This window comes from Runella sp. MFBS21 (assembly GCF_029433105.1).
Lineage (GTDB): Bacteria > Bacteroidota > Bacteroidia > Cytophagales > Spirosomataceae > Runella.
In genome coordinates this window covers 607,597-628,111 of record NZ_JARNTW010000002.1, presented here as the reverse complement: position 1 = coordinate 628,111, position 20,515 = coordinate 607,597, and the positions used below count along the sequence as shown (strand labels likewise).

Genomic DNA, 20,515 nt, shown 5'->3' with positions numbered 1-20,515 from the left:
ATCCATTTTTAAAAGAGTTCGTTTTGCAAAAACTAACTCTTTTGACAACAAAAGTGTACCATATAGGATTCCAAAGATAATTAATAACAAAAAAGGAAGTCAAGTAACTCGGTATTTTATAGGAATAAAAATGGTCAACGGCTAGGTGAAGGTATATCACTATCTTGAGTGAAAACCTTTTGGGGCGAACAAAAAATATTTTGAATAAGCTCCTAAAAAAACACCGCACCAAGCAGCAAATGCTACTTGGTGCGGCATGGAGGATAAGCTAAAGTAACGCTAGTAATTGGCTACCGAATAGAGTTGATTAAAGAGCAGTTTAAACGTGCCTTGCGCTTGAGTTCGGAACGTAATCTCTGGTCCAAAAGCGTAGAGTTTGCCCGCACCCACGGGGGCTTCGAAGGCTGCTACGCCATCCTGAATATAAGCCTGACCCCACGCCCAACCACTGCGGAGGGGTTTGGCGGTCGAAAACCACGCTAAAGGCTTCACTTGTCCTTTAGCTACTGCCGCTGGTGCAAGTTTGAAGACTGGGCTCGAATCGAAGTAAACATCCGTTTGCCCAGACATTCCCCACGTAGCTGCTTGCGTAGAATCGAGCGTAACGCGTAAGACACTTCCAGGAATATAATATTTTTCGGCTGGCAGTGGGCGTTCTAAGCCTGCGTTGGTCATTTCATTGAGAGCACTTTTTACGGGCAAGCCCAAATGATATGCCAAATTGGTGCTACTTCCAATGGTCACTACTTTTCCGCCTTCTTCTAAAAATTTCTTTATCTGCGGAATAGATTTGTTGGCAGTAATACGCCCTAGCCAACGATGATATTCGGCGGGAATGTCTTCTGTCTTGGGCTCTCGACTAGAATAAATGCTATAAATATCGTTGTCGCGGCCACCTCCTGCGGCAGGAATTGCCCGCGTCACAAAAATGATTACATCAAATTTTTTGCGTAAATCACCCCCATCGATATCTTGTGCGTACACCACTTGCATCGGAAACTTATACTGCTCCATCAACCAACGTACCCAACCCGACGGCATAGAGCCTCCGTAGTTGTCCCAAAGTGCAATTTTTAGCGGTGCTACTTTGGCCAATCCACTCGTTGGACGTTTGGCAACTCCACTTACTTCGATTCCCAATTCTTTGGCCGCTTTTTCTAAAATAGGTTTGGCTTTGGCCGAAGCAGGTACGTAAAATGCCCCCGCCTCTACCGACGACTTACCGGCTAATCCTTGTGGTAAACGGTACACTTCTACACCCGCACTCAACAACTCGTTGACCGTGATAAAAGTATTGTTGGATTGGGCACTCAAGGTATATCCACCTGCCGCTGCACTCTCTATTTTTCCAGCCGGAGATTGTACTTCTCCGTACGGAACCGCTTGGAAAGGCCCCTCAAATCCGTCTAAAACACGGTCAAATTCTACACCCATTTGATAAGCAAGGGTCCATCCAGCAGCATCATAAGGACGCGTAGGAGGCCCACCCGGATAAGGAAAATCATTGGGGTGATCTTGTGGTTCAAACATATCCAATACGTGTGGCCGAAACGCTTGTGCTGTTTTGACTACATACGATCCCGCAGGGTAAGTTTTGCCACCTACACTAAATTCAGCCGTAGCTTTGTATACCAAAATACCTGTTTTAATCAAAGCATTGACAAACTTAACTGCCGTAGGAAAGTCACGTTGGGTAGAAGGAATAATATATCCACGTGCATCACGAAGATTTTTATCTTTTAATACCGCATCATAATATTTTACGGGTATTCCGCCTCTAAACCCAAGTGGGTCGTTGGCGGCATTGGTCGAATCAGGCTTAGAACTTCTATCGCTTTTTTGAGCAGCCGTAATGGCATCTACTTTTTTGGGAGAGAGTGTCCAGTAATCAGTGCTACCACGCTCGATTGAGTTTCTACCCATGTGATAAATATTGTACAACAACTCGTCGCTGTGGCGAGCGGCATAGTCCAGTACGGCGTAGTTGAGCGACAAAGAATAGTCAATTGATTGCTTAAAGTGCCATTTTTGGGGAGTTACTGGAAAAGGAGTAGCTCCATTCGGAATCAAACGATTGGGAACAAGCGGCACATTTTCGGGAGTAGGCCCGCCGATGATTTCGGTCAAAAGCCCAATCATATTGTGGAAGTGCGTAGTGGTACGCAAACCTCCATTGTACCAAGTAGAAAAAACCGAACCACTAAGGCGGGTAAACCCGGGCTTATCTTCGGAAATAAGACGATTGACCATCGCAGCTCCTACTGCATCAATTCCTGTTATCATCAATGGATGAAATACGTAATTGAAAGGGTCGCGATAAGGAGGCCCTGCCAAAATCGAGCCCGCAGGGCCACGTTGGTGATGGTTGTACATAATCTGAGGAATCCACTCCACAAACAACTGACGGCCAATATTTTGCGATTCTTTCATGTGCAACATAAAAAAGTCACGGTTGTTGTCGTGTCCCACGTATTTTTGGTACAAACGAGGCAACTGATCAAGTGAACGCTTTTCGGGTGTAGGATTGCGCATATACCAATTCCCCACCAATTCGTGCCCGTCAGGGTTGGCATGGGTAAGTAGCACCACTACGTTGTCAAGAATCCGCATATTTTCGGGGTCTTTGCGGCTTATGAGTTGCCATGCCGTTTCGATAAGCTGCATTGTACCTACCGTCTCTGTGGAGTGAAGTCCTCCGTCAATCCATACGACCGCCTTGCCTTCATTGGCCAACGCCCGCGCTTGCGCTTCGTTGATACCTTCAGCGCGTGCCATTTTGGTCGAAATCTCCTGATAACGAGCCAACTTTTTGAGGTTTTCGGGCGATGACACAATCAACATATACTGGTGACGACCTTCTTCGGTCATTCCAATATCTACTAACTTTGCTCTGTCAGAAGCAGCCAATTTTTTAAAATAGGCTTCTGTTTGGGTATAATTAGAGAGTTGATAATCATCACCAATGTTAAACCCAAAATGTTCTTTGGGAGAAGGTATCGTTTGGGACCATGCCACCGTAATACCCAACAGCAACATGATAAGAAGTGATTGAAGAAAATTTTTAAGCATAGTTGAAATAAAGAAGTGTATGAAAAAATTAAAGATGATTCCAATTGATAATCGCATTCCAAAGCAGCGGCGCATCGTGGTGATTTAGAAAACGGTGTAAAGGGTCAAACGTGAATGCAACCACACGACCTTGCCCTACCGGCACGTTAAAAATCCCGCCGTGCCCGATGATCGTTTGTTCGTTGCGTACCATGCCAGATAGTACATACAGGTCTTCCTTTTTAGGAGGCTGATTGTCGAGTGTTTTCACTACTTTTTTGTTGGGCATTCCCATGATGGGTCCCTTATACTCTTCGTCTTCTTTGAGGAGTTTGGTACCATACTGAAGAAGCATCATGTCACGGTCTCGCTTTTCGGTTTGCAACAAAGGCCCCATGCCTTTAAAAAGATAAAATACCTCAGGGTAGCCGTACAGAATCGGATGCTCTTTTTGACGGGCCTTGACCTGCACCACCGACCCCGGATGAAAAAGCGTAGGCGCATTATAGACTTTCAAATCGCGCGCTATTCCTGCTTCTGCTATCATCATAGAGGTATTGTCGAGGGTAATAAGTACGCCACCTGCTTCCACAAATTTTTTGAGTTGCCCTACCCCTTCAAACCCCGGCCCACCTGTCATATCAGGCGTTGAGTCGGGCATGCCATGTGAAGGAAACTCATTGGTTTTAGTATAAGCAAGAGGACCAAATTTCGGGTCAATTTCGTGGATAAAATCACTCACTCCGCCCCGCATTCGAGGCATTAAAATAACGTCAAATTTTTTCCTCAAATCACCCGCTTTCAGCATGTCTTTGTGAATAGACGTATAAGGAATACCACGCTGCTCAAAAGTATAACGCGCCCAGCCTTCATCTTGGGTATTGTACCAGCTATGATAAATAGCCACGCGAGGGGTAACGATTTCGTGCTGTTTGACACTAGGGAGGGTTTTGGTGGATTGTAAATCAACCCCAAACTGAGTCGTCAGCTGCTTGGCTTGCTCGGCCGTGATTCCTTTGAATACGATGCTTCCCGCCGCTAGGGTATCCTTCAAGCCTTCGACGGTAGTTTTGGCATCTAAAACCACCGCTTTAGCGTCTTTGTTTTGGGAATAAAGCCAATAAATTGCGGGCAATACTGTATTTTGGGCTTTGTAGGGAAGTACATAATTGCTTCCTTCTCCTTTGATTTCGCCTACGTATTTCACGTCGTTGGCTACCATTTTAAGGTCACTAAGTTGATACTTTACGGTATCTTGCGGAGTTACCGTAACACCATACAAGTACCCCATCATCCAAGCAATATCATCGTACGGTGGAAACTTCGCTTCTTTAGGATAATTTTGTTTGGTCAACAACGACACCGCCAAATTGCGGTAAGGTTGGTTCAACAAAACCACATAATCTCCATGATTAGCACCTGATTCGGCTTTGTGAATTTCGATGCCTTGCCCCCGAAGCTGATTTACCAAATAGGCCGCCATTGCAGGGTCGCGTTGATTTTTAGGAATTACAAAAGCCCGTGGCGTTTCGTCTGTTCCCTTTTTGATATTGTTAAGACTTTTTTGATAAAAGTTTTTCAACAACAACTGACCATTGGTAGCCGCATAAGACAAGGAAGCTATTACGCCTGCCTGCATATAATTGATATTGTTGCGAAACGACCAATTCACTTTTTCGGTAGCTGGATAAGGCCGATACCATTCTTTGCTCGTAACCGCATCGCCTGCATATTTTTGGTTTGACAAATCGCGCAAATAAGTATTGGCACCTGCATTGCCAAAAGTCTCATAAAAACGCCCGATAGAGTTGTGATTGTTGGCCACCCAAATACCATACCCCGGATACCATCCGTCATAAAATGCCCAATTGAACGCCCCTGGCAAACCTTGAGCAGCAAGGGAAGTCATATCGTGGTCGGCCATGACTTGCCATTCGCCGATAGTGATAGGGTCGATGGTTTCGTTGTAAGGCCCTGTCCCAGTGGATATATACAGCAAAGGTACCGATTCGTGCAAGTCCAGCATAGCAATCGGATGCCAATCGTAGTAGATTTTATAAATGGTTTTGGTAATGGCTTGCGAGATCTGAAGACCATCGCGGTTGTTGTCGTGGTAAGTATACTTACCCCAGTAGGGAGGCGATTTTGGGAAGCCATCATCATAAGACTTACGAGCCTTAGAATAGCGATAATACCAATCTACTTGCTTGTCCCAGCCGTCGGGTTCGGAGACGGGATTGATGAGTACAATTATATTTTCACGAATGGCCTTGATATCAGGTGCTTGGCTTGTTATTAAGCGATATGCCAATTCCATCAGCATTTCAGGAGAGCCCATCTCAGGAGAGTGCATTCCTCCGTTGAGATAATAAATCACCTTCGAATCCACCAAAATCTTACTGACATCTTGCCCCGCTAGCTTGCGAGGGTCGGCTAAGAGTGCTAGTTGTTTTCTATAATGTTCAAGTTTTTTGAGGGTTTCTTTACTCCCAATCGCTATCAGATTCATGGGGCGTCCTTCTTCACTTACACCTGCTTGTTGCATGGTAATATGCGGCGAGGTTTCGGTCAATTTTTGGAAATACCCATAAATTTCGGAAGTACGATGCAGTACTCCTTCTGCTCCAATGATAGTACCGAAATGCTTGAGCGGAGAAGGCACTTTTGTATCAATAGGGAGATTCAATACCGACGAAGGCAAGAATTTGGTATCGGTCGTAAACTCTTTTATTTTTTGGTTGTAGGCTTCGTCAATCACCTGAGCTTGCAGCGACAAGGCACACAATCCCAAAGTAAGAGCAGAGTAGAGTTTTTTCATAGGAATACGATTTTATAAATGAAGCCTCCATTGATGAGCCACAAGCCGCAACCAATGGAGGCGTTTTTATCTTATTTTTCGGCAGTGCCCATTCCCAAATGATTCCAGTGCATCAACACATTCCATACCATAGGGGCATCGTGATGGTTGATGTAGCGGTGCAGCGGATTGAAGGTAAAAGCCACGATTCGCCCTGCTCCTACTGGCACGTTGAAAATTCCTCCATGACCAACAATGGTCTGCTCATTTTTTACCATTCCCGACAATACGTAAGATTCTTCTTTTTTTGGAGTGGCTTTCTTTGCTTCTTTTTCTACCTTCTTATCAGGAAGCCCCATGATAGGCCCTTTATATTCTTCTTCATCTTTGAGGGGCTTGGTTCCATACTGAAGCACCATCATATCACGATTATGCTTTTTGGTTTGTAAAATAGGAGCAATACCTCTAAAAATCGGAAACACCTCTGGGTAGCCATACAAAATCGGGCTATCGGTTTGGCGGGCTTTGGCCTGCACAATCGACCCTGGATGAAACAATCCCGCCGCTTCGGTTTTTTCCAAATCACGCGTGATACCCGTCTCGGCTATCATAGTCGCCGAATTTTCCAAAGGTACCAATACTCCTCCTGCTTCCACAAATTGTTTGAGTTTATCAAGCCCCTCAAAGCCCGGACCGCCTGTCATGTCGTCGGTCGCATAAGGAATACCATGCGAAGGATATTCCGAGGTTTTAGTGTAAGGAAGGGGACCAAATTTTTTATCAATTTCGTGAATAAAATCACTCGCCGAACCTCTCATCTTGGGTACGACAATCACGTCAAATTTTTGTTTTAAATTACCTGCTTTGAGGTCGTCTTTGTGAATAGAAGTATAAGGAATGCCACGTTGCTCAAAAGTAAATCTTACCCATCCTTCGTCTTGGGTATTGAACCAGCTATGATAAATCGCTACCTTGGGCAACGTCAATTCATGCTGTTTGGTAGTAGGGAGTGTGGTGACAGGCCATAAATCTATGCCAAACTGTGAGGCTATTTTCTTGGCATCTTCAGCAGCAAGTCCTTGTAATACAATAGAGCCAGCACCTAACGTATCTTTGACTCCAGCCACTGCTGTTTTGGTTTCCAAAACGCTGATTTTAGTGGACTTACCTTGATTTTTGAGCCAATAGAGTGCCGGTAAAACGGTGTTCTGAGCTTTGTAATTGATGACATAGTTGGTGGCTTCTCCGTCCACTTTTCCTGTGTATTTGGCATCCTCGGTAAGGAGTTTAAGATCTGATGCCGAAAAAGTAAGGGTATCCTGCGCTTTTACATCTACGCCATTGAGGTAGCCTAAAGTCCATGCAATATCATCATAAGGCGGGAATTTGGCTTCTTTAGGGTAGTTTTGTTTGGTCAGCAACGATACCGCCAAATTGCGATAAGGCTGCTCCAACATCACCACATAATCTCCTTGGTTTTTACCACTTTCGGCTTTGTGAACTTCGATACCTTGGCCGCGCAATTGATTCACCAAATAGGCTGCCATCGCAGGGTCGTTTTGGTTTTGCGGAATCACAAATGCCTTGGGCGATTCTTCTTTACCTTTTTTGAGCGCATTGAGTCCTTTTTGGTAAAAATTTGTCAACAATACCCTCTTGTTATTGGCCGCATACGACAATCCTGCCAATACCCCCGCTTGCATATAATTGATGTTGTTGCGATACGACCAGTTTACTTTTTCGGTGGCAGGATTGGGGCGGTACCATTCTTTGCTCGTAACGGGGTCACCTGAGTACTTCTGAGTCGATAAATCACGTACATAAGTGGTGGCACCAGCGTTGCCAAAAGTTTCATAAAAACGGCCTACGGAATTGTGATTGTTGGCAATCCAGAATGCGTAACCGGGATTCCATCCGTCATAAAATGCCCACGTAAATACCCCCGGTAATCCCTGCGAAGCGAGTGAGGTCATTTCGTGATTGGCCATAACTTGCCATTCGCCGATAGTTATGGGGTCGATAGATTCGTTGTAAGGCCCCGTACCTGTTGAAATATACAACAACGGAACCGACTCATGTAAGTCCAACATAACCGTAGGATGCCAGTCAAAATAAATCTTGTACATGGCTTTGGTCAGGGCTTGCGACATCTGCAAGCCGTCGCGGTTGTTGTCGTGGTAAGTGTATTTACCCCAATACGGTACTCTTGGAAAACCGTCTTCGAAGTTGGTGCGATTTTTGGTGTATCTATTGTACCAATCCACTTGTTTGTCCCAGCCATCGGGTTCTGATACAGGATTGATAATGAGAATGATATTATTACGAATGGCTTTGATTTCGTCAGATTGTCCGGTGATGAGTCTGTAGGCCAATTCCATCACCATTTCGGGAGAGCCCATTTCAGGAGAGTGAAGACCGCAGTTGATATAATATACTGGCTTGCTATCTCCTAGTATTTTTTCTACCTCTTGAGCCGATATCTTACGAGGGTCGGCCAACAAAGCCAATTGCTTTTGATAGTGCGCCACTCGTTTGATGGCATCCTCGTTGCCAATAGTCACCAATTGAATGGGTCTGCCTTCTTCGCTCGTACCTACTGGGCTAATTTTAACAAAGGGTGAAACTTGCGATAATTTCTGAAAATAGCCATAAATCTCCGTGGTGTGGTGTAAGACCCCCGGTGCGCCAATAATAGTTCCAAAATGTTTGAGAGGAGAAGGCACCTTGGGGTCATCGGCAAGATTGAGAACCGAAGAAGGCAAAAAACGGGTGTCGGTAGTATACTCTTTGATTTTTTGATTATAGGTCTCATCAATTTTTTGCGCCTGCAAAGAAGAAGCTACCGACAACGCAACACATGAGACAAATAAAGGTTTAAATAGATGTTGGAAGTGCATATAAGTTAGGTTAAGAAAAGTGTAAGCTGATGAAGCGAACAATATTTAAAGATTACATTATATCCTTCTTATTTCAAGTTTCGCCAAAATTTAATTTTTAATATTTCAATTTTTCCCAATAAACTACATCAAATATAAAAATAATACCAACTTTTTAACGACTATTGGTTACTTAGTTAAGCAATTATACTAAGTATTACCAAGACTTTTGACTTCGTTTTCTTTATTTGAGGACGCGATTGTAAGTGTGTGAGCATTCAAAATTAAAATCATTGGGTATATGAAATAGGCATATCACCCCAAGATGCGACGAACAGGCATAAATTGCACCTGAAAATTGTGGAAAGCACGGCTTTGGAAGACTACTAGGTCTTTCAAAAGGCAAATAAATGACCGTGGAAAAATCAATAATCCAATACTTATTTTCAGCCACTCTTCTACTCAGCCGATTATTTTGGAAACTCTCGCTCCAAAATTCCTCTATCTTTGCAATCACCTTTTGAGTCAGAAAACAAGCTCAACTTTCAAAAAGATTACGTCACCCAATCCATCTATCAAAATGCCAAGCTGGTACTTAGGAAAAATCAAATATCAACAAGAACAAGAAAACGGCGCTCTCAAAACCATTTCGGAGGCTTATTTAGTCGACGCTGTATCATATACCGATGCCGAAGCTCGCCTATATCGAATCGTAGCCGACAATACCCCTGACTTCCAAATCAGTAGCCTTACTCGTATGAAACTCTCCGATGTATTTCACTTTGAAGAAGAAGGCGGAGAAAAGTGGTTTAAATGTAAGATGTTTTATGTATCTATCGACGAAAGCAAAGGCAAAGAGAAAAAAATTGTTAGCTACATGCTTGTCAATGCTGATAGCCCCAAACAAGCTATCGAACGCATCGAAAAAAGCCTCGCTACAATGCTTGTTCCGTATGAGCTTACGGATGTAAATCTTACGCCTATTTTGGATGTATATCCTTATTCGCCGGAAGATGAGGCACAACAAGCCCCCGAAGGATTTCGTCCTTTAGCCGAAGTATTGGCCGAACGTGCCGAATCACAGTAGCAATCATACGAAAAAGCCCTCAAGTATTGAAACTTGAGGGCTTTTTCTATCGGCGCCGACCCGAAACAGGTGGACTGCTTGAGGGAACTTCTGGCGCATGGAATTTTTTACGATAAGCCCCACCCAAATCAGGTAGTATATTTGCTATGTAAATACCACCATTACGAAACACCAAATTGACCGAGTATGTTTTGTCGTGCGGTACTTCGTCAAAATACGCAGGACTCCACTTGGGCATATCTCGAATCAGCTCAGCAAGGTGTTTGACCGAGAGCAGTTGATTACCTCCAAACCGATTGAGAACTGCTACACTATCTGCTTGAATCAATAAATCCAAGGCATAAAATTCATTTTGGGTACCAACGTTCACCCCTTTTAGTTTCTTACGAATGTAGGATTGTAAAGCATAATCGCCTCCAGGAAACTGAGGTTCGCGAAAAAACTCAAAAAACGGTATTTCTTCTCCTGAACGGTCGTAGCAATACCCCGCTTTTCGCATCCCTGAGCGATGAATTTCGCGACGTTTGAGGCTTCCATCTTCATAATACACCCTAAACTCTCCAAATAGCTCATTGTTGCGATAATCGGCAATCCAATAAAGCTGCCCACTTGGATAAAATCCCTTCGAAAACCCTTGCCGTATGCCTTCTGGGTAATCTTTGAAATTGGTTTCGGTCATCAGCATCCCCGATTTATCGAAAGTCCTGAAGGTGGCAAAACGCCTTTTTCTATCATGAAATATCAGTTCCTCATCATAAGTAGGAAAACTTTTTCGGTAGATTTTTGTCCACAATGAATCGCGAGGTGAAGCTATTGCTATATCTGCTAATAAAACAAACACAAGGAAGCAAGTTGTTCTGATTTTCATAGCTTTTTGAGATTTGAACTTCGTCAGTTTACTGAAAACAACTAGACCGTATCGGCTAACAACCGCTCAAGCTGGTAAACTGCTTTTTGGTGGAACGATAAAAACAAATGATGGTAGTGGTGATTATGTATTTTTGGAATATATCAATAGCCATTAGCCATTATTCAAAGATAAACAATCTAGACTGGTAAACAAAATCATCGTCGCTGATACTTTGTAAGTACTGACGATGGTGATTTATTAATACGTACTAAATTATTAAAAATAGGAACAATAGTAGTAAGTTGTACCATTTTTCCCTCCCACGAAAATGAGGGAACCTCCAGTAAATCAGCCACGGACGATCCCAGCAAAAATCGCATTTGTGCAACAGGAAAGTTGCTTAAAACTTCCGTAGGCGCTTGCTGACGCAAGACTTGCATCAATGCTTTGGTAAGTCCTATTCCTGCTTCCGAAACCCTAAACTGTCGCTTGGCAATGGCACGGTCGAGATGGTAGGCTTCTCTCAAATGCTGTGGCACTAATTTCTCCTCCAATCCTAACAAATACCCCACCACATTCCAAAAATGAAGATAAGCTTCTTCTTGTGCCACAGGGGCAAAAATCCCTAATTTGCGCAGACCTTTGATTACAATGTACGAAAAAGCAAGATTGGTACCAGCCATATCTTCTTGATTCACAGGCACACCCCAAGCATCATCCCATTGTCCTGAATGATACGTAAAATAACGTACCACCGCGTGCATCAAGCGAATCTTGAGGATTTTGGTAAGATTACGGCCATTAGGCCAATCACGCTCCTGCATGATACCAAACACAAACTCTCCGGTTTCTTCAAGACGCTTAAAAGTGTCGTTTTTGATACGTTGAGAAAGCCAAAGCACTTGCGCCCCTTCCGCAGCAGCATAGCAATACGGCAAAGAATAACAACCTAATAGGAGGGCAATTTGTTGATTGTATTTCCAAAAAAAAGCCAATGCCTGCTGCATTTGCCTACTGTCGGCAAACGCCGGGAGTTTTTGGTGCTCCTCAAAAAACTGCTTTACATAAGCCGGCAATTGGCTAGTCAATAAGTCCTGAAAATCGCCCAAATAACGCATAAAACGCCCTAATCCTTCTCTACCTTGGTCTTGTGCTAAGAGGGCAATCACCCTATCGGCCACAGGGTCGCCTTGTTGGCGATAAGGTGATAAAAAATCGTCGTTAAAAATCCGAGAAGTGGGGAGGCTAGTCATAGGAAAAAATGCTAAGTGTTTGTCTCCTTACAAACAACTTTTCCCCCCCAACGGTTTAAACAATAAATGGCTTTATGACGCGCGCGTTTTGTTTTTTAAGTTCTACAAAAAGACGATTGAGCATTTCTTCGTCGCGGTATGTGCCGATAATCGACCCCCCAGAGCCCGTAAATGAAGCCGACGCTCCACAAGCACGTGCAGTATCAATCATGGCCTGATTTCGCTCCGTGATCGTCATGATTTGGCCTCTAAAGTTGAAGTTTTGATTTACCAAATCATGCAATTTTTCATAATCTTGATTTTTGATAACCTCACGTCCTTCACCTGCTACATTGGCGATGTTTTGCAGCGTACCTACTACATGTGGGTCACCTTGCTCCCACCGCTGACGAATGGTATTAAGGACTTTTCCCGAGACTTTACTCAAATCGGTTTTATAAGCAATATACAACTTAGGCAACAAACGAGGGTCAATGGACTCATAATGTCCATACCCTTGGCTTTCTATTAAATCGCGCGAAAAATCCATATACACACAGCCTTCATAACACTGAATGACTCTGTCTTGAAGCCCGGCCGTAATCCCCAACTCCTCTACTTCGGCTTTCAAGGCCAGCGTCGGCAAAATAGGCAAAGGAATTTCCACTTTATAAAATTGCATCAGCGCTCGCAAAGTAGCTACCACAATAGCACTTGAGCCTGCCAAACCCACCTGCCGTGGAATCGTAGTACGATAGCGCACCGTGAAGTTTTGGTTGGAAAGCCGAATGCCTTCTTTTTCACAATACTCCACAAATTTCTTAATAGCTGCTTTTATGAGAGGAATTCCACCGTGGTACCCTAGCGTGCTGATGGTATCGCGTAGATGAAATATATTTTTGAAAATGTGCGAATCTTGGACTTGTGGCTCAATCTGTAGCTCAGGCGATTCGTGTAAAGTAATAGAAGCTCCAAAGTTACGAACTGAAATAGAGATGGTCTTTCCAAAATAACCGTCGGAAGGGTTTCCTAATAGCCCTGCACGGGCGTAAGCGCGGGTTTCAATCATTTTATGGTCAAACAAAATTAGATTGCGAAACTTGGCAAGTTATAGGCAAATACCCCTGAAGCTTGTCAAGTCTTAACAGATGTTGAAAATCTTTATCTCGCAAAATAAAACAAAAAACCCGTCAGATATTGAAAATCTCTCGGGTTTCGTCTCAAGCTAACAATTAATTTATGTTTTCAGGCTTTTACTTCTTGGTTTTTATCTCTAAAACACCGTTTTTACCTTTATCTCCGTATTTTTTTATTGCCCCTTCTCCTTTTAGTACATTGACACTTTCTATTTTGTTAGGCCCCATTTTGCGAACCTCTTCTTGCGAAGATTCTTTATCATCTACCAAAAAATAGGGTAAATCATCGGTATGAAGACCTAAAAAATTTGAAGCAGAAGGGTCTGTAAGTCTAAGAGTAAAATTCTTGTCGTCATTTTTGGCGGCCGCTTTTTTAGAAATGATTCTTACAACCCCATTTTTTGCCTCTGAGCCATAGATACGAACCGCCGCGTCGTTTTTCACTACCTCAATCGATTCTATATCATCTGGATTCAAGGCTTCTACTCCCTTTTTGAGAGGTGCCCCATCTAGCAGTATCAAAGGTTCTTCATTAGGATTGGATGCATGTCCCAATTGTATTTTTACTTCCTTACCATGAAGGTTTGCCTCGTCGTTTGTTTCATTCTGCGCCGATTTCTTATCCAATTCAAAATGAATGGGCAAGTTGTATCTTACATTGACAGGCTTGCCGTCTTGCATTCCAGGCTTCCAAGCCGGCATGGTTTTTACCAAACGCAGCGCCTCTTCGTCACATCCAAATCCAATCCCCTTTATCACCCTTATATCGGTAAATGACCCGTCTTTTAGCACTACAAAACTTATAAATACTTTTCCACTTACATAAGCACGCTTTGCAGGTGCAGGGTATTTCATGTTAGCTTGGATGTATGGGCCTAGGGCTTTCATGCCCCCTACAAACTCTGGACTTTGCTGTACTACGCTATACACCTTGTCTCCATTTTTTAAAAGCTCAGGTGGTGGCGGAAGAGTAGCCTCTTTTTTGGTGACAGGCATATTTTTTAAATTGGGGCCTTCATAAAGTGCTATCTTCATTACCTTGGTGGTATTGGCTTTGCCCGCCACCGGAATCACTCGCGTTTTAAATCCAATAAACTCCACCAAAAGCTCGGCATTAGTAGGTATATCACTAAACACAAAGGCTCCTTTGCTATCGGTGCTGGTGCCTCGTTGGCTCCCATTCAATATCACACTCACTCCGGGCATGCCTTTGCCATCTCTAGCATCCACAACGGTCCCTTTGACCGTCATCATCCCTTGGTTAGAAATTTCGACTACGTCTGGCTTAATCTCAATCACTTCTACCGAGCGAGCGGCAACCATTGAAATCAAAACTCCTGCTACTGGTACTGCCAGAAGATACCTTCCTAGTACCCATCTCGAACTACGATTTTTGGTCAACATGGCTATTCTATTTTTAAGTTGTGATACATCAAAAAAGTTGTTGGTCAATACTTGAGGTGGTACACCTAGCGCATAACTTGCCAGCCTCCTTGCATACCCAAAGCGGTCGCCTTCGGTAGCGAGCTCATCTGCAATAAACTCGTGAATTTCTTTGAGAGAACGTTTGTAATAAATCAATATCGGATTAAACCAACACAGGGCTTGTACAACTTCTATCAAAAGCAAATCCCAACTATGTCGTTGTTTGATATGTACTAGCTCATGTCTCAAAATCACATCAGCATAGGCCGACGAATCATTTTCGGCAATGACCAAATAGTTAAGAAATGAAAAAGAAGAAACATTTCCCGCGGTATTTTTGACAAGTACATAGCCCCCTATACGTTGTTTATACCCCTCATTGATGAGCCTGCTCAAATGCCACAATCGGTATCCCAGCCGCCCCAACATCACTAATAGCCCTATCACATACAACCCCAGCAGCACTGCCTCGGTCGATACCACAGGCTCTACCTGAGGAGCTATTTCGGTCATTAGCTCAGGATCTAAATAGATAGGTGTACTACTTGATTTTATTTTTATTTCTTCGGTGAATGTCACCCAAGGTGCTCCAAACGACAATAACAAGGCTGCTAATAGATAAAATCGATTGAAGTTAAAATAAGTATGCTTGCGCAATACAAGCCAATACACTGCATAGAGGGCAATCATGCCTCCGCTTACTTTTAAAAGATAGGTTAAGTGTTCCATGGATATTGGTCGGGAGGTTTAGGAAGTATAGAGAGCTATGGGTAGGAGCCCATAGCTATTTTTTGTTAATCTTTATTTTGTAACATTTTTATAATCTCGTCGGCATCTTTAAGGCTCAAATTGTTGTCTTGTACAAAAAACGAAACCAATTCCTTCAAAGAACCTGAGAAATAATTGTTAACGAGCTTGTTGGCTTCGTACGCACGATAATCTTCCTTGGTCACAATTGGGAAATATTCGTAGGTTTTACCACTGATCGCTCGGTGGTCTATAAACCCTTTTTGCTCTAGTATCCTGATGAATGTAGAGACTGTATTGTAAGCTGGCTTAGGATCGGGTAAATGCTCAATGACATCCCATACTACGCCTTTTCCCAAATCCCACAGGATTTGCATGATTTCTTCTTCGGCTTTTGTTAATTCTCTCATAGTGGTTTGTGATAGGTAGTAATACGATTCAAAGTAAAAACTAAAATATTAGTTTTCCAAGTTATTTAACTAATTTTTTAGTAAAAACTTAACAAAAGGAAAATTAGAGAAAGACAATAATGACACCCAACTGTTTTATGAGCTGACTATCAATACTTTACAATAAACAATTTTAATAATAGATTTGTTTGTTATTTTTTGCGAGGACCTCTTACGGCCACAACCGCAATTTCGAGGGCAGCCCCTCCTGGCAGATTATTAACCCCAACGGTAGCACGAGCAGGAAAATTGCCTTCAAAGTACTTTCCGTAAATTTCGTTGATTTTAGAAAAGTAAGTTAAATCTTTGACATAGATAGTAGTATTTACAATATCGGCTAGGCTAAGATTAGCAGCCTTCAAAATGGCTTTGATATTGTCCATTATTTGAGCAGTTTCGGCCTCTACTCCACCCGCTACTAACTGTCGAGTTTGAGGATTGAGGCCAATTTGCCCCGCCACAAAAACCATCCCATTGGCCTCTACCGCTTGGCTATAAGGGCCAATGGGAGCAGGTGCTTGTTCTGTTTGAATGACTTTCTTTTGAGCGATACAGAAGACGGTACTAAAAAGGAAAAATAAAGTAAAGATATTTTTTTTCATAAAAATAGTTTTGGTTTTTAATTATTGACAAATAAGACTCCTAACTTGCCTCCCAAATTCGTATTTTTCAATCTAAAAACCAACTTTCAGCATGAGCTTCCAATCCCTCACTGAAAAAATCACAACCCTTGTAGGCTCGGATAGTGGCCTCGACGCCTCCATCAAATTTGTTACTGAAGATGGTGTTATTTTAGTAGATGCCAAGCAAGTACCAAATGTAGTAAGTACCCAAGACGGGGAAGCCGATTGCACTTTCGATATTTCTACGGCCGATGCTTTGGCTCTTTTAAGCGGTGAGCTTCATCCCATGACAGCATTTATGTCGGGTCAATTGAAGATAGAAGGGGATATGGCAGTAGCCATGAAAATCGCCCAAACGTTTAGCGCTTAAACTACGAGAGGGGACTTAACTTGCTGTTAGGTCCCCTCTTTGTTAATGTTCGGTGTTTTCAGTAAGCCGATTCCTTATTCTTTAGTGTTTTTGGTATTTTGTATTTCTGCACGAATCGCCTGAGCCAAATTTTTAAGGTCTTGCATTCCCTTACGAACACGGGTCCCGGCTGCTTGATTGCCTTTATTGTAGAACTTATCAAAGTCCCCTTCTAGACTCATTATCAAGTTTTTGACTTCATCAAATTTTGCCATAATAATTTACAAATTTTGGTTTTTAAAATGTTTCCAAAAACGCCAAAAATAGCGTCATTTGGGCGAAATTTAGTAATTCTACACTTAAACGCAACAGAAAAAAGTAAAAAATTAATGAAAATAGTGCAATTTTATAAAAGACAAATATACTAAAAAATACAAATATCTGATTTTCAGACAATTAACAAAGACTTAGAATTCAAAAAAAAATCTAATATTTTTCAAAAAAAAGGGCATAACAGCCTAAAAATGGGCTTTTTGGACTATTACAACACCTTCGCAAAGCCAGGCTCTTGCATGACTTTTAGAGCTTGATTGAGGTGGCGTTGAAGATGAGCTACTACAAAAATTAAAACATCTCCTAAGCGAAATTTTAGCCACGTACTAAAAGGAGAAAGTACCTTAAGGTTCCAATCTATACGGTCAGATTTTTCGATAAATTTTGAAAAGCTTTCCAAAATCTCAACAAATGCCTGCTTCACTTTAGGCACATCTAAATGATAAGGTTTGGGCTTAAACATGCTTGGAGCAGGAATCTTTAAGGTAGACTTAGGATCTAAAAAACGCAAAATCAACTTTCCATTTAGGCTCATCTCAAACTCACTAATAGGAGACGCAGCGGCGGAATTTTGTTCCCATTTTAGGTGGAGTTGCCTCACATAGTATTGACTAGCCATGTTGAGATGAGCCAAACATTCCAGAATCCCCCATCGGTCAGGAGCAGGTTTCCAAAGCAGCTGTTGCTCAGTCAAAAGAGCCAACTTCTCATCGTAAGTTTGACGTATTTGTGCTAGTTGTGAAAGCAGGGAATCGCGGGTCGTTTTGACATTCATACCGTTCTGAAAAGAGAAGGATTTATCAGGACATTAGCTGACGTCTTCTACTTTTGTTTTATCAATTCTTCACGTATTTTTTTGGGGAGCGATAGCACCACCAACTCGTAAGAATGGTCAATCCATTCGGCAATGACACCTGATTTTACGGCGCCATCCACGATGACCGTATTCCAATGTTTTTTGTTCATATGGTATCCAGGTCTTACACAGTCATATTCTTCACGAAGAAGAAGCGCCTTTTCAGGATCACATTTCAGATTGATACTAAAGGGAGTAGTATCAAGTGAAGTGAGCGCAAATATTTTGCCCATTACCTTATAGACCATTGTCTCTTCTCCAAAAGGAAACTCCTCGGTCACTCCTGCTTTGGACAAACAATACGTCTGAAAAGTTTCAATATTCATTTTTATCGGGTAAAAAAGCGGTACAACATCACCCCAATACAAAACAAAAACATGACGATAGAAATACGGTTGATACCGTGCATCATTCTCAAATAGGATGTATTTGGCCGCGAAGGGTCGGGTTTTTGAAATACCCGGACAAAATATCCGAAGACTTCACTAAGTTGAAAAAATTGAATCAAGCGTTTCATCACAAAAATTGTTTTGTTGTTTAAGTTTTTGCAAAAAAATAGACTTCCTAAGTTTATCACCTTCAACACAAAGCACGCAACAACGACAGACGGTGAAGCCTTGTGTTGCTTTGCTACTTATTCAAAAAACTCCCTCTCTCGTCAGAAAGCCTCTATTTCTTCGGGCTCAAACCACTTATCGTCTTCTTTGATAAGAGCGATTAGTTCATCTACGGCTTTGTCGGCAGCCACCGATTTTTTGACTACTTGTTGACCGCGATACAGTGAAATTTTGTCTTTCCCAATACCTACATAACCATAATCAGCGTCAGCCATTTCGCCAGGTCCATTCACAATACATCCCATGATTCCGATTTTTACGCCTTTGAGATGGTCAGTACGCTTCCGAATCATAGCGGTCGTTTCTTGCAAATCAAACAAGGTACGTCCACACGAAGGGCATGAAATGTACTCGGTTTTTGACATCCGTGTACGAGCCGCTTGTAAGATACCGAAGCCGATGCTGTTTTGTTGAGCAGCGATTTGAAGTTTGTTTTCTGTATCAAGCGAGGCTTCCACCTGAGCGGATAGCATAATACCATCCCCAAAACCATCGACCAACAATCCTCCACAATCAGTAGCAGCAAAAAGAGAAAGTTCGTCGGCTTGGGCTGTGTCGTAGGTACGATGAATCACCACGGGGCAATCAACGCCTTTTGTAGTCAATTCAAACATAAAACGCCTCAACTCAGGCATAGCGTGGGCATTGTCGGTACGAAGGAGTATCACTACATTTTCTACTTTCAAACCCTGTATGTCGTCTAATTGGGACGCATCTAACGCCACAAAATTGAGTTTCGAACTTACCGTAGTTTTGTTTTGCCATTGTGCCCAAGTCAACAAAGGGAATTTATTTTCTTGGTCTGTCAAAGTGAGCCACACCTCATAATCCACGATTTCTTTGAGGCCCATTGGAAGCATAAAAGGCACGGGTTGCTGGGCAGTATATATAAAATCAACCCCCAAGTCATTCATTTTCCACTTGTCGGGTACAGGCAAATAATAATGCCCTATACTCCGCAAATCTTCGTATTTGTCAATATTGATTTGGGAAAAATCTGCAATAACTCTTGGTACATTGCTACCGCCCAAATTATATACTTCGTGGGTTTTGCGGCGGCTATACTGAAAAGGATTGATAGGGGAGCCTCCGACTGCTTGAATTGGTTTTGATTGTTGCGTGCGTTGAGTATAGCGGTCGATAAGTGCTTTAGCAACAGGCGCCTCAAATTCGGGGTCTTCGGTAAGAGATACGCGCACTGTATCACCCAAACCATCTTCGAGCAAAGTACCGATTCCTACTGCCGACTTGATACGGCCATCTTCGCCTTCTCCGGCCTCGGTTACACCCAAGTGCAAAGGATAAGGCTTAAGCCCTTCAGCATCAAGCCTATTGACCAGCAATCGATAAGCTTCAACCATCACTACGGGATTGCTTGATTTCATCGAAAGCACCACTTCATGATAGTTAAATTCTTCACAAATTCGTAAAAACTCCAATGCCGACTCCACCATCCCAAGCGGTGAGTCGCCGTAGCGGCTCATGATACGGTCAGAAAGTGAACCATGATTGGTACCAATCCGCATAGCAGTGCCGTATTCTTTGCATATTTTGATAAGAGGAATGAATTTTTCACGGATTCTTTCTAATTCCCGCTGGTATTCATCTTCGGTATAATCTATTAATTCAAAACGCTTTTTATCGGCATAGTTCCCCGGATTGATACGTACTTTTTCTACAATCCGCGCGGCCAATTCGGCAGCGTTGGGTGTAAAGTGTATATCTGCCACCAAAGGTACTGTATAGCCTCTCACCCGCAATTCTTTACGGATATTTTCTAAATTTTGGGCTTCTTTGACACTCGGCGCTGTGATACGTACATATTCGCAGCCCGATTCTACCATCCGAATCACCTGCTCCACTGAGCCTTCTGTATTCATCGTATCAACGGTAGTCATGGATTGTACTCGTATGGGGTAATCAGACCCCATCGGCACGCCACCGATGTTGACCGAGATGGTTTTACGACGCGAATACTCTGTAAGCGAGTTGGCATATTGATACGACTTTATCGCGTCTTGAAGCGATACGGTGTCGTTGAGCGTTAGCATGAATCAGATGATGGTTTACAGTTTCAGAATTTCCTTGGC

The 20,515-nt window shown here is 42.7% G+C and carries 16 protein-coding genes; 2 read left to right on the top strand and 14 right to left on the bottom strand.

Annotation, left to right across the window (positions count from 1 at the left end):
• Nucleotides 1-279 precede the first annotated feature (279 nt).
• The 3 genes from P1X15_RS06825 to P1X15_RS06815 form a co-directional block, all read right to left on the bottom strand.
• A complete protein-coding gene (locus P1X15_RS06825) occupies nucleotides 280-3,036 on the bottom strand; it encodes a M14 metallopeptidase family protein (protein WP_409049674.1) in 2,757 nt (918 codons plus the stop codon).
• Nucleotides 3,037-3,097: 61 nt separating this feature from the next.
• The gene (locus tag P1X15_RS06820; RefSeq protein WP_277337397.1) at nucleotides 3,098-5,866 is read right to left on the bottom strand and encodes a M14 family zinc carboxypeptidase; all 2,769 of its coding nucleotides are present in this window, start codon (nucleotides 5,864-5,866) and stop codon (nucleotides 3,098-3,100) included.
• Nucleotides 5,867-5,937: 71 nt separating this feature from the next.
• Nucleotides 5,938-8,742, bottom strand: coding sequence for a M14 family zinc carboxypeptidase (locus P1X15_RS06815; RefSeq protein WP_277337396.1), 2,805 nt, complete (start codon nucleotides 8,740-8,742; stop codon nucleotides 5,938-5,940).
• Nucleotides 8,743-9,301: 559 nt separating this feature from the next.
• Here P1X15_RS06815 and P1X15_RS06810 point away from each other — a divergent pair.
• Nucleotides 9,302-9,808 carry a DUF4494 domain-containing protein gene (locus tag P1X15_RS06810; RefSeq protein WP_277337395.1) on the top strand — a complete coding sequence of 169 codons (507 nt, stop codon included), beginning with the start codon at nucleotides 9,302-9,304 and terminating at the stop codon, nucleotides 9,806-9,808.
• A 46-nt stretch (nucleotides 9,809-9,854) separates the two neighbouring features.
• Here the strand turns inward: P1X15_RS06810 and P1X15_RS06805 are convergent, their stop codons facing one another.
• The 6 genes from P1X15_RS06805 to P1X15_RS06780 all read right to left on the bottom strand — a co-directional run bounded on the left by P1X15_RS06805 (nucleotide 9,855) and on the right by P1X15_RS06780 (nucleotide 16,249).
• The gene (locus P1X15_RS06805) at nucleotides 9,855-10,676 is read right to left on the bottom strand and encodes a toxin-antitoxin system YwqK family antitoxin (RefSeq protein WP_277337394.1); all 822 of its coding nucleotides are present in this window, start codon (nucleotides 10,674-10,676) and stop codon (nucleotides 9,855-9,857) included.
• Nucleotides 10,677-10,873: 197 nt separating this feature from the next.
• Nucleotides 10,874-11,911 (bottom strand): oxygenase MpaB family protein, encoded by a 1,038-nt coding sequence (locus tag P1X15_RS06800; protein WP_277337393.1) that lies wholly within the window; start codon nucleotides 11,909-11,911, stop codon nucleotides 10,874-10,876.
• A gap of 55 nt (nucleotides 11,912-11,966) precedes the next feature.
• On the bottom strand, nucleotides 11,967-12,959 hold the full coding sequence (locus P1X15_RS06795; protein ID WP_277337392.1) for a mevalonate kinase: 993 nt from the start codon (nucleotides 12,957-12,959) through the stop codon (nucleotides 11,967-11,969).
• A gap of 184 nt (nucleotides 12,960-13,143) precedes the next feature.
• Complete coding sequence (locus P1X15_RS06790; protein WP_277337391.1) at nucleotides 13,144-15,180, bottom strand: M56 family peptidase; 2,037 nt, start codon at nucleotides 15,178-15,180, stop codon at nucleotides 13,144-13,146.
• Between the two features lie 65 nt (nucleotides 15,181-15,245).
• Complete coding sequence (locus P1X15_RS06785) at nucleotides 15,246-15,608, bottom strand: BlaI/MecI/CopY family transcriptional regulator (RefSeq protein WP_273210371.1); 363 nt, start codon at nucleotides 15,606-15,608, stop codon at nucleotides 15,246-15,248.
• 191 nt (nucleotides 15,609-15,799) lie between these two features.
• Complete coding sequence (locus P1X15_RS06780; RefSeq protein ID WP_277337390.1) at nucleotides 15,800-16,249, bottom strand: RidA family protein; 450 nt, start codon at nucleotides 16,247-16,249, stop codon at nucleotides 15,800-15,802.
• 91 nt (nucleotides 16,250-16,340) lie between these two features.
• On the opposite strand from P1X15_RS06780, the gene P1X15_RS06775 reads away from it, so the two are divergent.
• The gene (locus P1X15_RS06775) at nucleotides 16,341-16,640 is read left to right on the top strand and encodes an SCP2 sterol-binding domain-containing protein (protein ID WP_028665439.1); all 300 of its coding nucleotides are present in this window, start codon (nucleotides 16,341-16,343) and stop codon (nucleotides 16,638-16,640) included.
• 74 nt (nucleotides 16,641-16,714) lie between these two features.
• Here the strand turns inward: P1X15_RS06775 and P1X15_RS06770 are convergent, their stop codons facing one another.
• From P1X15_RS06770 to ispG, 5 genes are all read right to left on the bottom strand, one after another.
• Entirely contained in the window at nucleotides 16,715-16,894 is a 180-nt protein-coding gene (locus P1X15_RS06770) for a hypothetical protein (RefSeq protein ID WP_028665438.1), read from the bottom strand.
• A gap of 266 nt (nucleotides 16,895-17,160) precedes the next feature.
• Entirely contained in the window at nucleotides 17,161-17,727 is a 567-nt protein-coding gene (locus P1X15_RS06765; RefSeq protein WP_277337389.1) for a DinB family protein, read from the bottom strand.
• A 47-nt stretch (nucleotides 17,728-17,774) separates the two neighbouring features.
• Nucleotides 17,775-18,134, bottom strand: a complete 360-nt coding sequence (locus P1X15_RS06760; protein ID WP_277337388.1) for an MmcQ/YjbR family DNA-binding protein — start codon at nucleotides 18,132-18,134, stop codon at nucleotides 17,775-17,777.
• Between the two features lie 2 nt (nucleotides 18,135-18,136).
• Complete coding sequence (locus P1X15_RS06755; protein WP_277337387.1) at nucleotides 18,137-18,325, bottom strand: DUF6728 family protein; 189 nt, start codon at nucleotides 18,323-18,325, stop codon at nucleotides 18,137-18,139.
• A 141-nt stretch (nucleotides 18,326-18,466) separates the two neighbouring features.
• Nucleotides 18,467-20,476 (bottom strand): (E)-4-hydroxy-3-methylbut-2-enyl-diphosphate synthase, encoded by a 2,010-nt coding sequence (ispG, locus tag P1X15_RS06750; protein WP_277337386.1) that lies wholly within the window; start codon nucleotides 20,474-20,476, stop codon nucleotides 18,467-18,469.
• Nucleotides 20,477-20,515: the final 39 nt, after the last annotated feature.

Bases quoted from the DNA above. Each gene is read 5' to 3' on its own strand.
- P1X15_RS06805 (WP_277337394.1), bottom strand. From the start codon at position 10,676: ATGAAAATCAGAACAACTTGCTTCCTTGTGTTTGTTTTATTAGCAGAT.
- P1X15_RS06775 (WP_028665439.1), top strand. From the start codon at position 16,341: ATGAGCTTCCAATCCCTCACTGAAAAAATCACAACCCTTGTAGGCTCG.
- P1X15_RS06785 (WP_273210371.1), bottom strand. From the start codon at position 15,608: ATGAGAGAATTAACAAAAGCCGAAGAAGAAATCATGCAAATCCTGTGG.
- P1X15_RS06815 (WP_277337396.1), bottom strand. From the start codon at position 8,742: ATGCACTTCCAACATCTATTTAAACCTTTATTTGTCTCATGTGTTGCG.
- P1X15_RS06795 (WP_277337392.1), bottom strand. From the start codon at position 12,959: ATGATTGAAACCCGCGCTTACGCCCGTGCAGGGCTATTAGGAAACCCT.
- P1X15_RS06765 (WP_277337389.1), bottom strand. From the start codon at position 17,727: ATGAATGTCAAAACGACCCGCGATTCCCTGCTTTCACAACTAGCACAA.
- ispG (WP_277337386.1), bottom strand. From the start codon at position 20,476: ATGCTAACGCTCAACGACACCGTATCGCTTCAAGACGCGATAAAGTCG.
- P1X15_RS06790 (WP_277337391.1), bottom strand. From the start codon at position 15,180: ATGGAACACTTAACCTATCTTTTAAAAGTAAGCGGAGGCATGATTGCC.
- P1X15_RS06760 (WP_277337388.1), bottom strand. From the start codon at position 18,134: ATGAATATTGAAACTTTTCAGACGTATTGTTTGTCCAAAGCAGGAGTG.
- P1X15_RS06825 (WP_409049674.1), bottom strand. From the start codon at position 3,036: ATGTTGCTGTTGGGTATTACGGTGGCATGGTCCCAAACGATACCTTCT.
- P1X15_RS06780 (WP_277337390.1), bottom strand. From the start codon at position 16,249: ATGAAAAAAAATATCTTTACTTTATTTTTCCTTTTTAGTACCGTCTTC.
- P1X15_RS06800 (WP_277337393.1), bottom strand. From the start codon at position 11,911: ATGACTAGCCTCCCCACTTCTCGGATTTTTAACGACGATTTTTTATCA.
- P1X15_RS06770 (WP_028665438.1), bottom strand. From the start codon at position 16,894: ATGGCAAAATTTGATGAAGTCAAAAACTTGATAATGAGTCTAGAAGGG.
- P1X15_RS06820 (WP_277337397.1), bottom strand. From the start codon at position 5,866: ATGAAAAAACTCTACTCTGCTCTTACTTTGGGATTGTGTGCCTTGTCG.
- P1X15_RS06810 (WP_277337395.1), top strand. From the start codon at position 9,302: ATGCCAAGCTGGTACTTAGGAAAAATCAAATATCAACAAGAACAAGAA.
- P1X15_RS06755 (WP_277337387.1), bottom strand. From the start codon at position 18,325: ATGAAACGCTTGATTCAATTTTTTCAACTTAGTGAAGTCTTCGGATAT.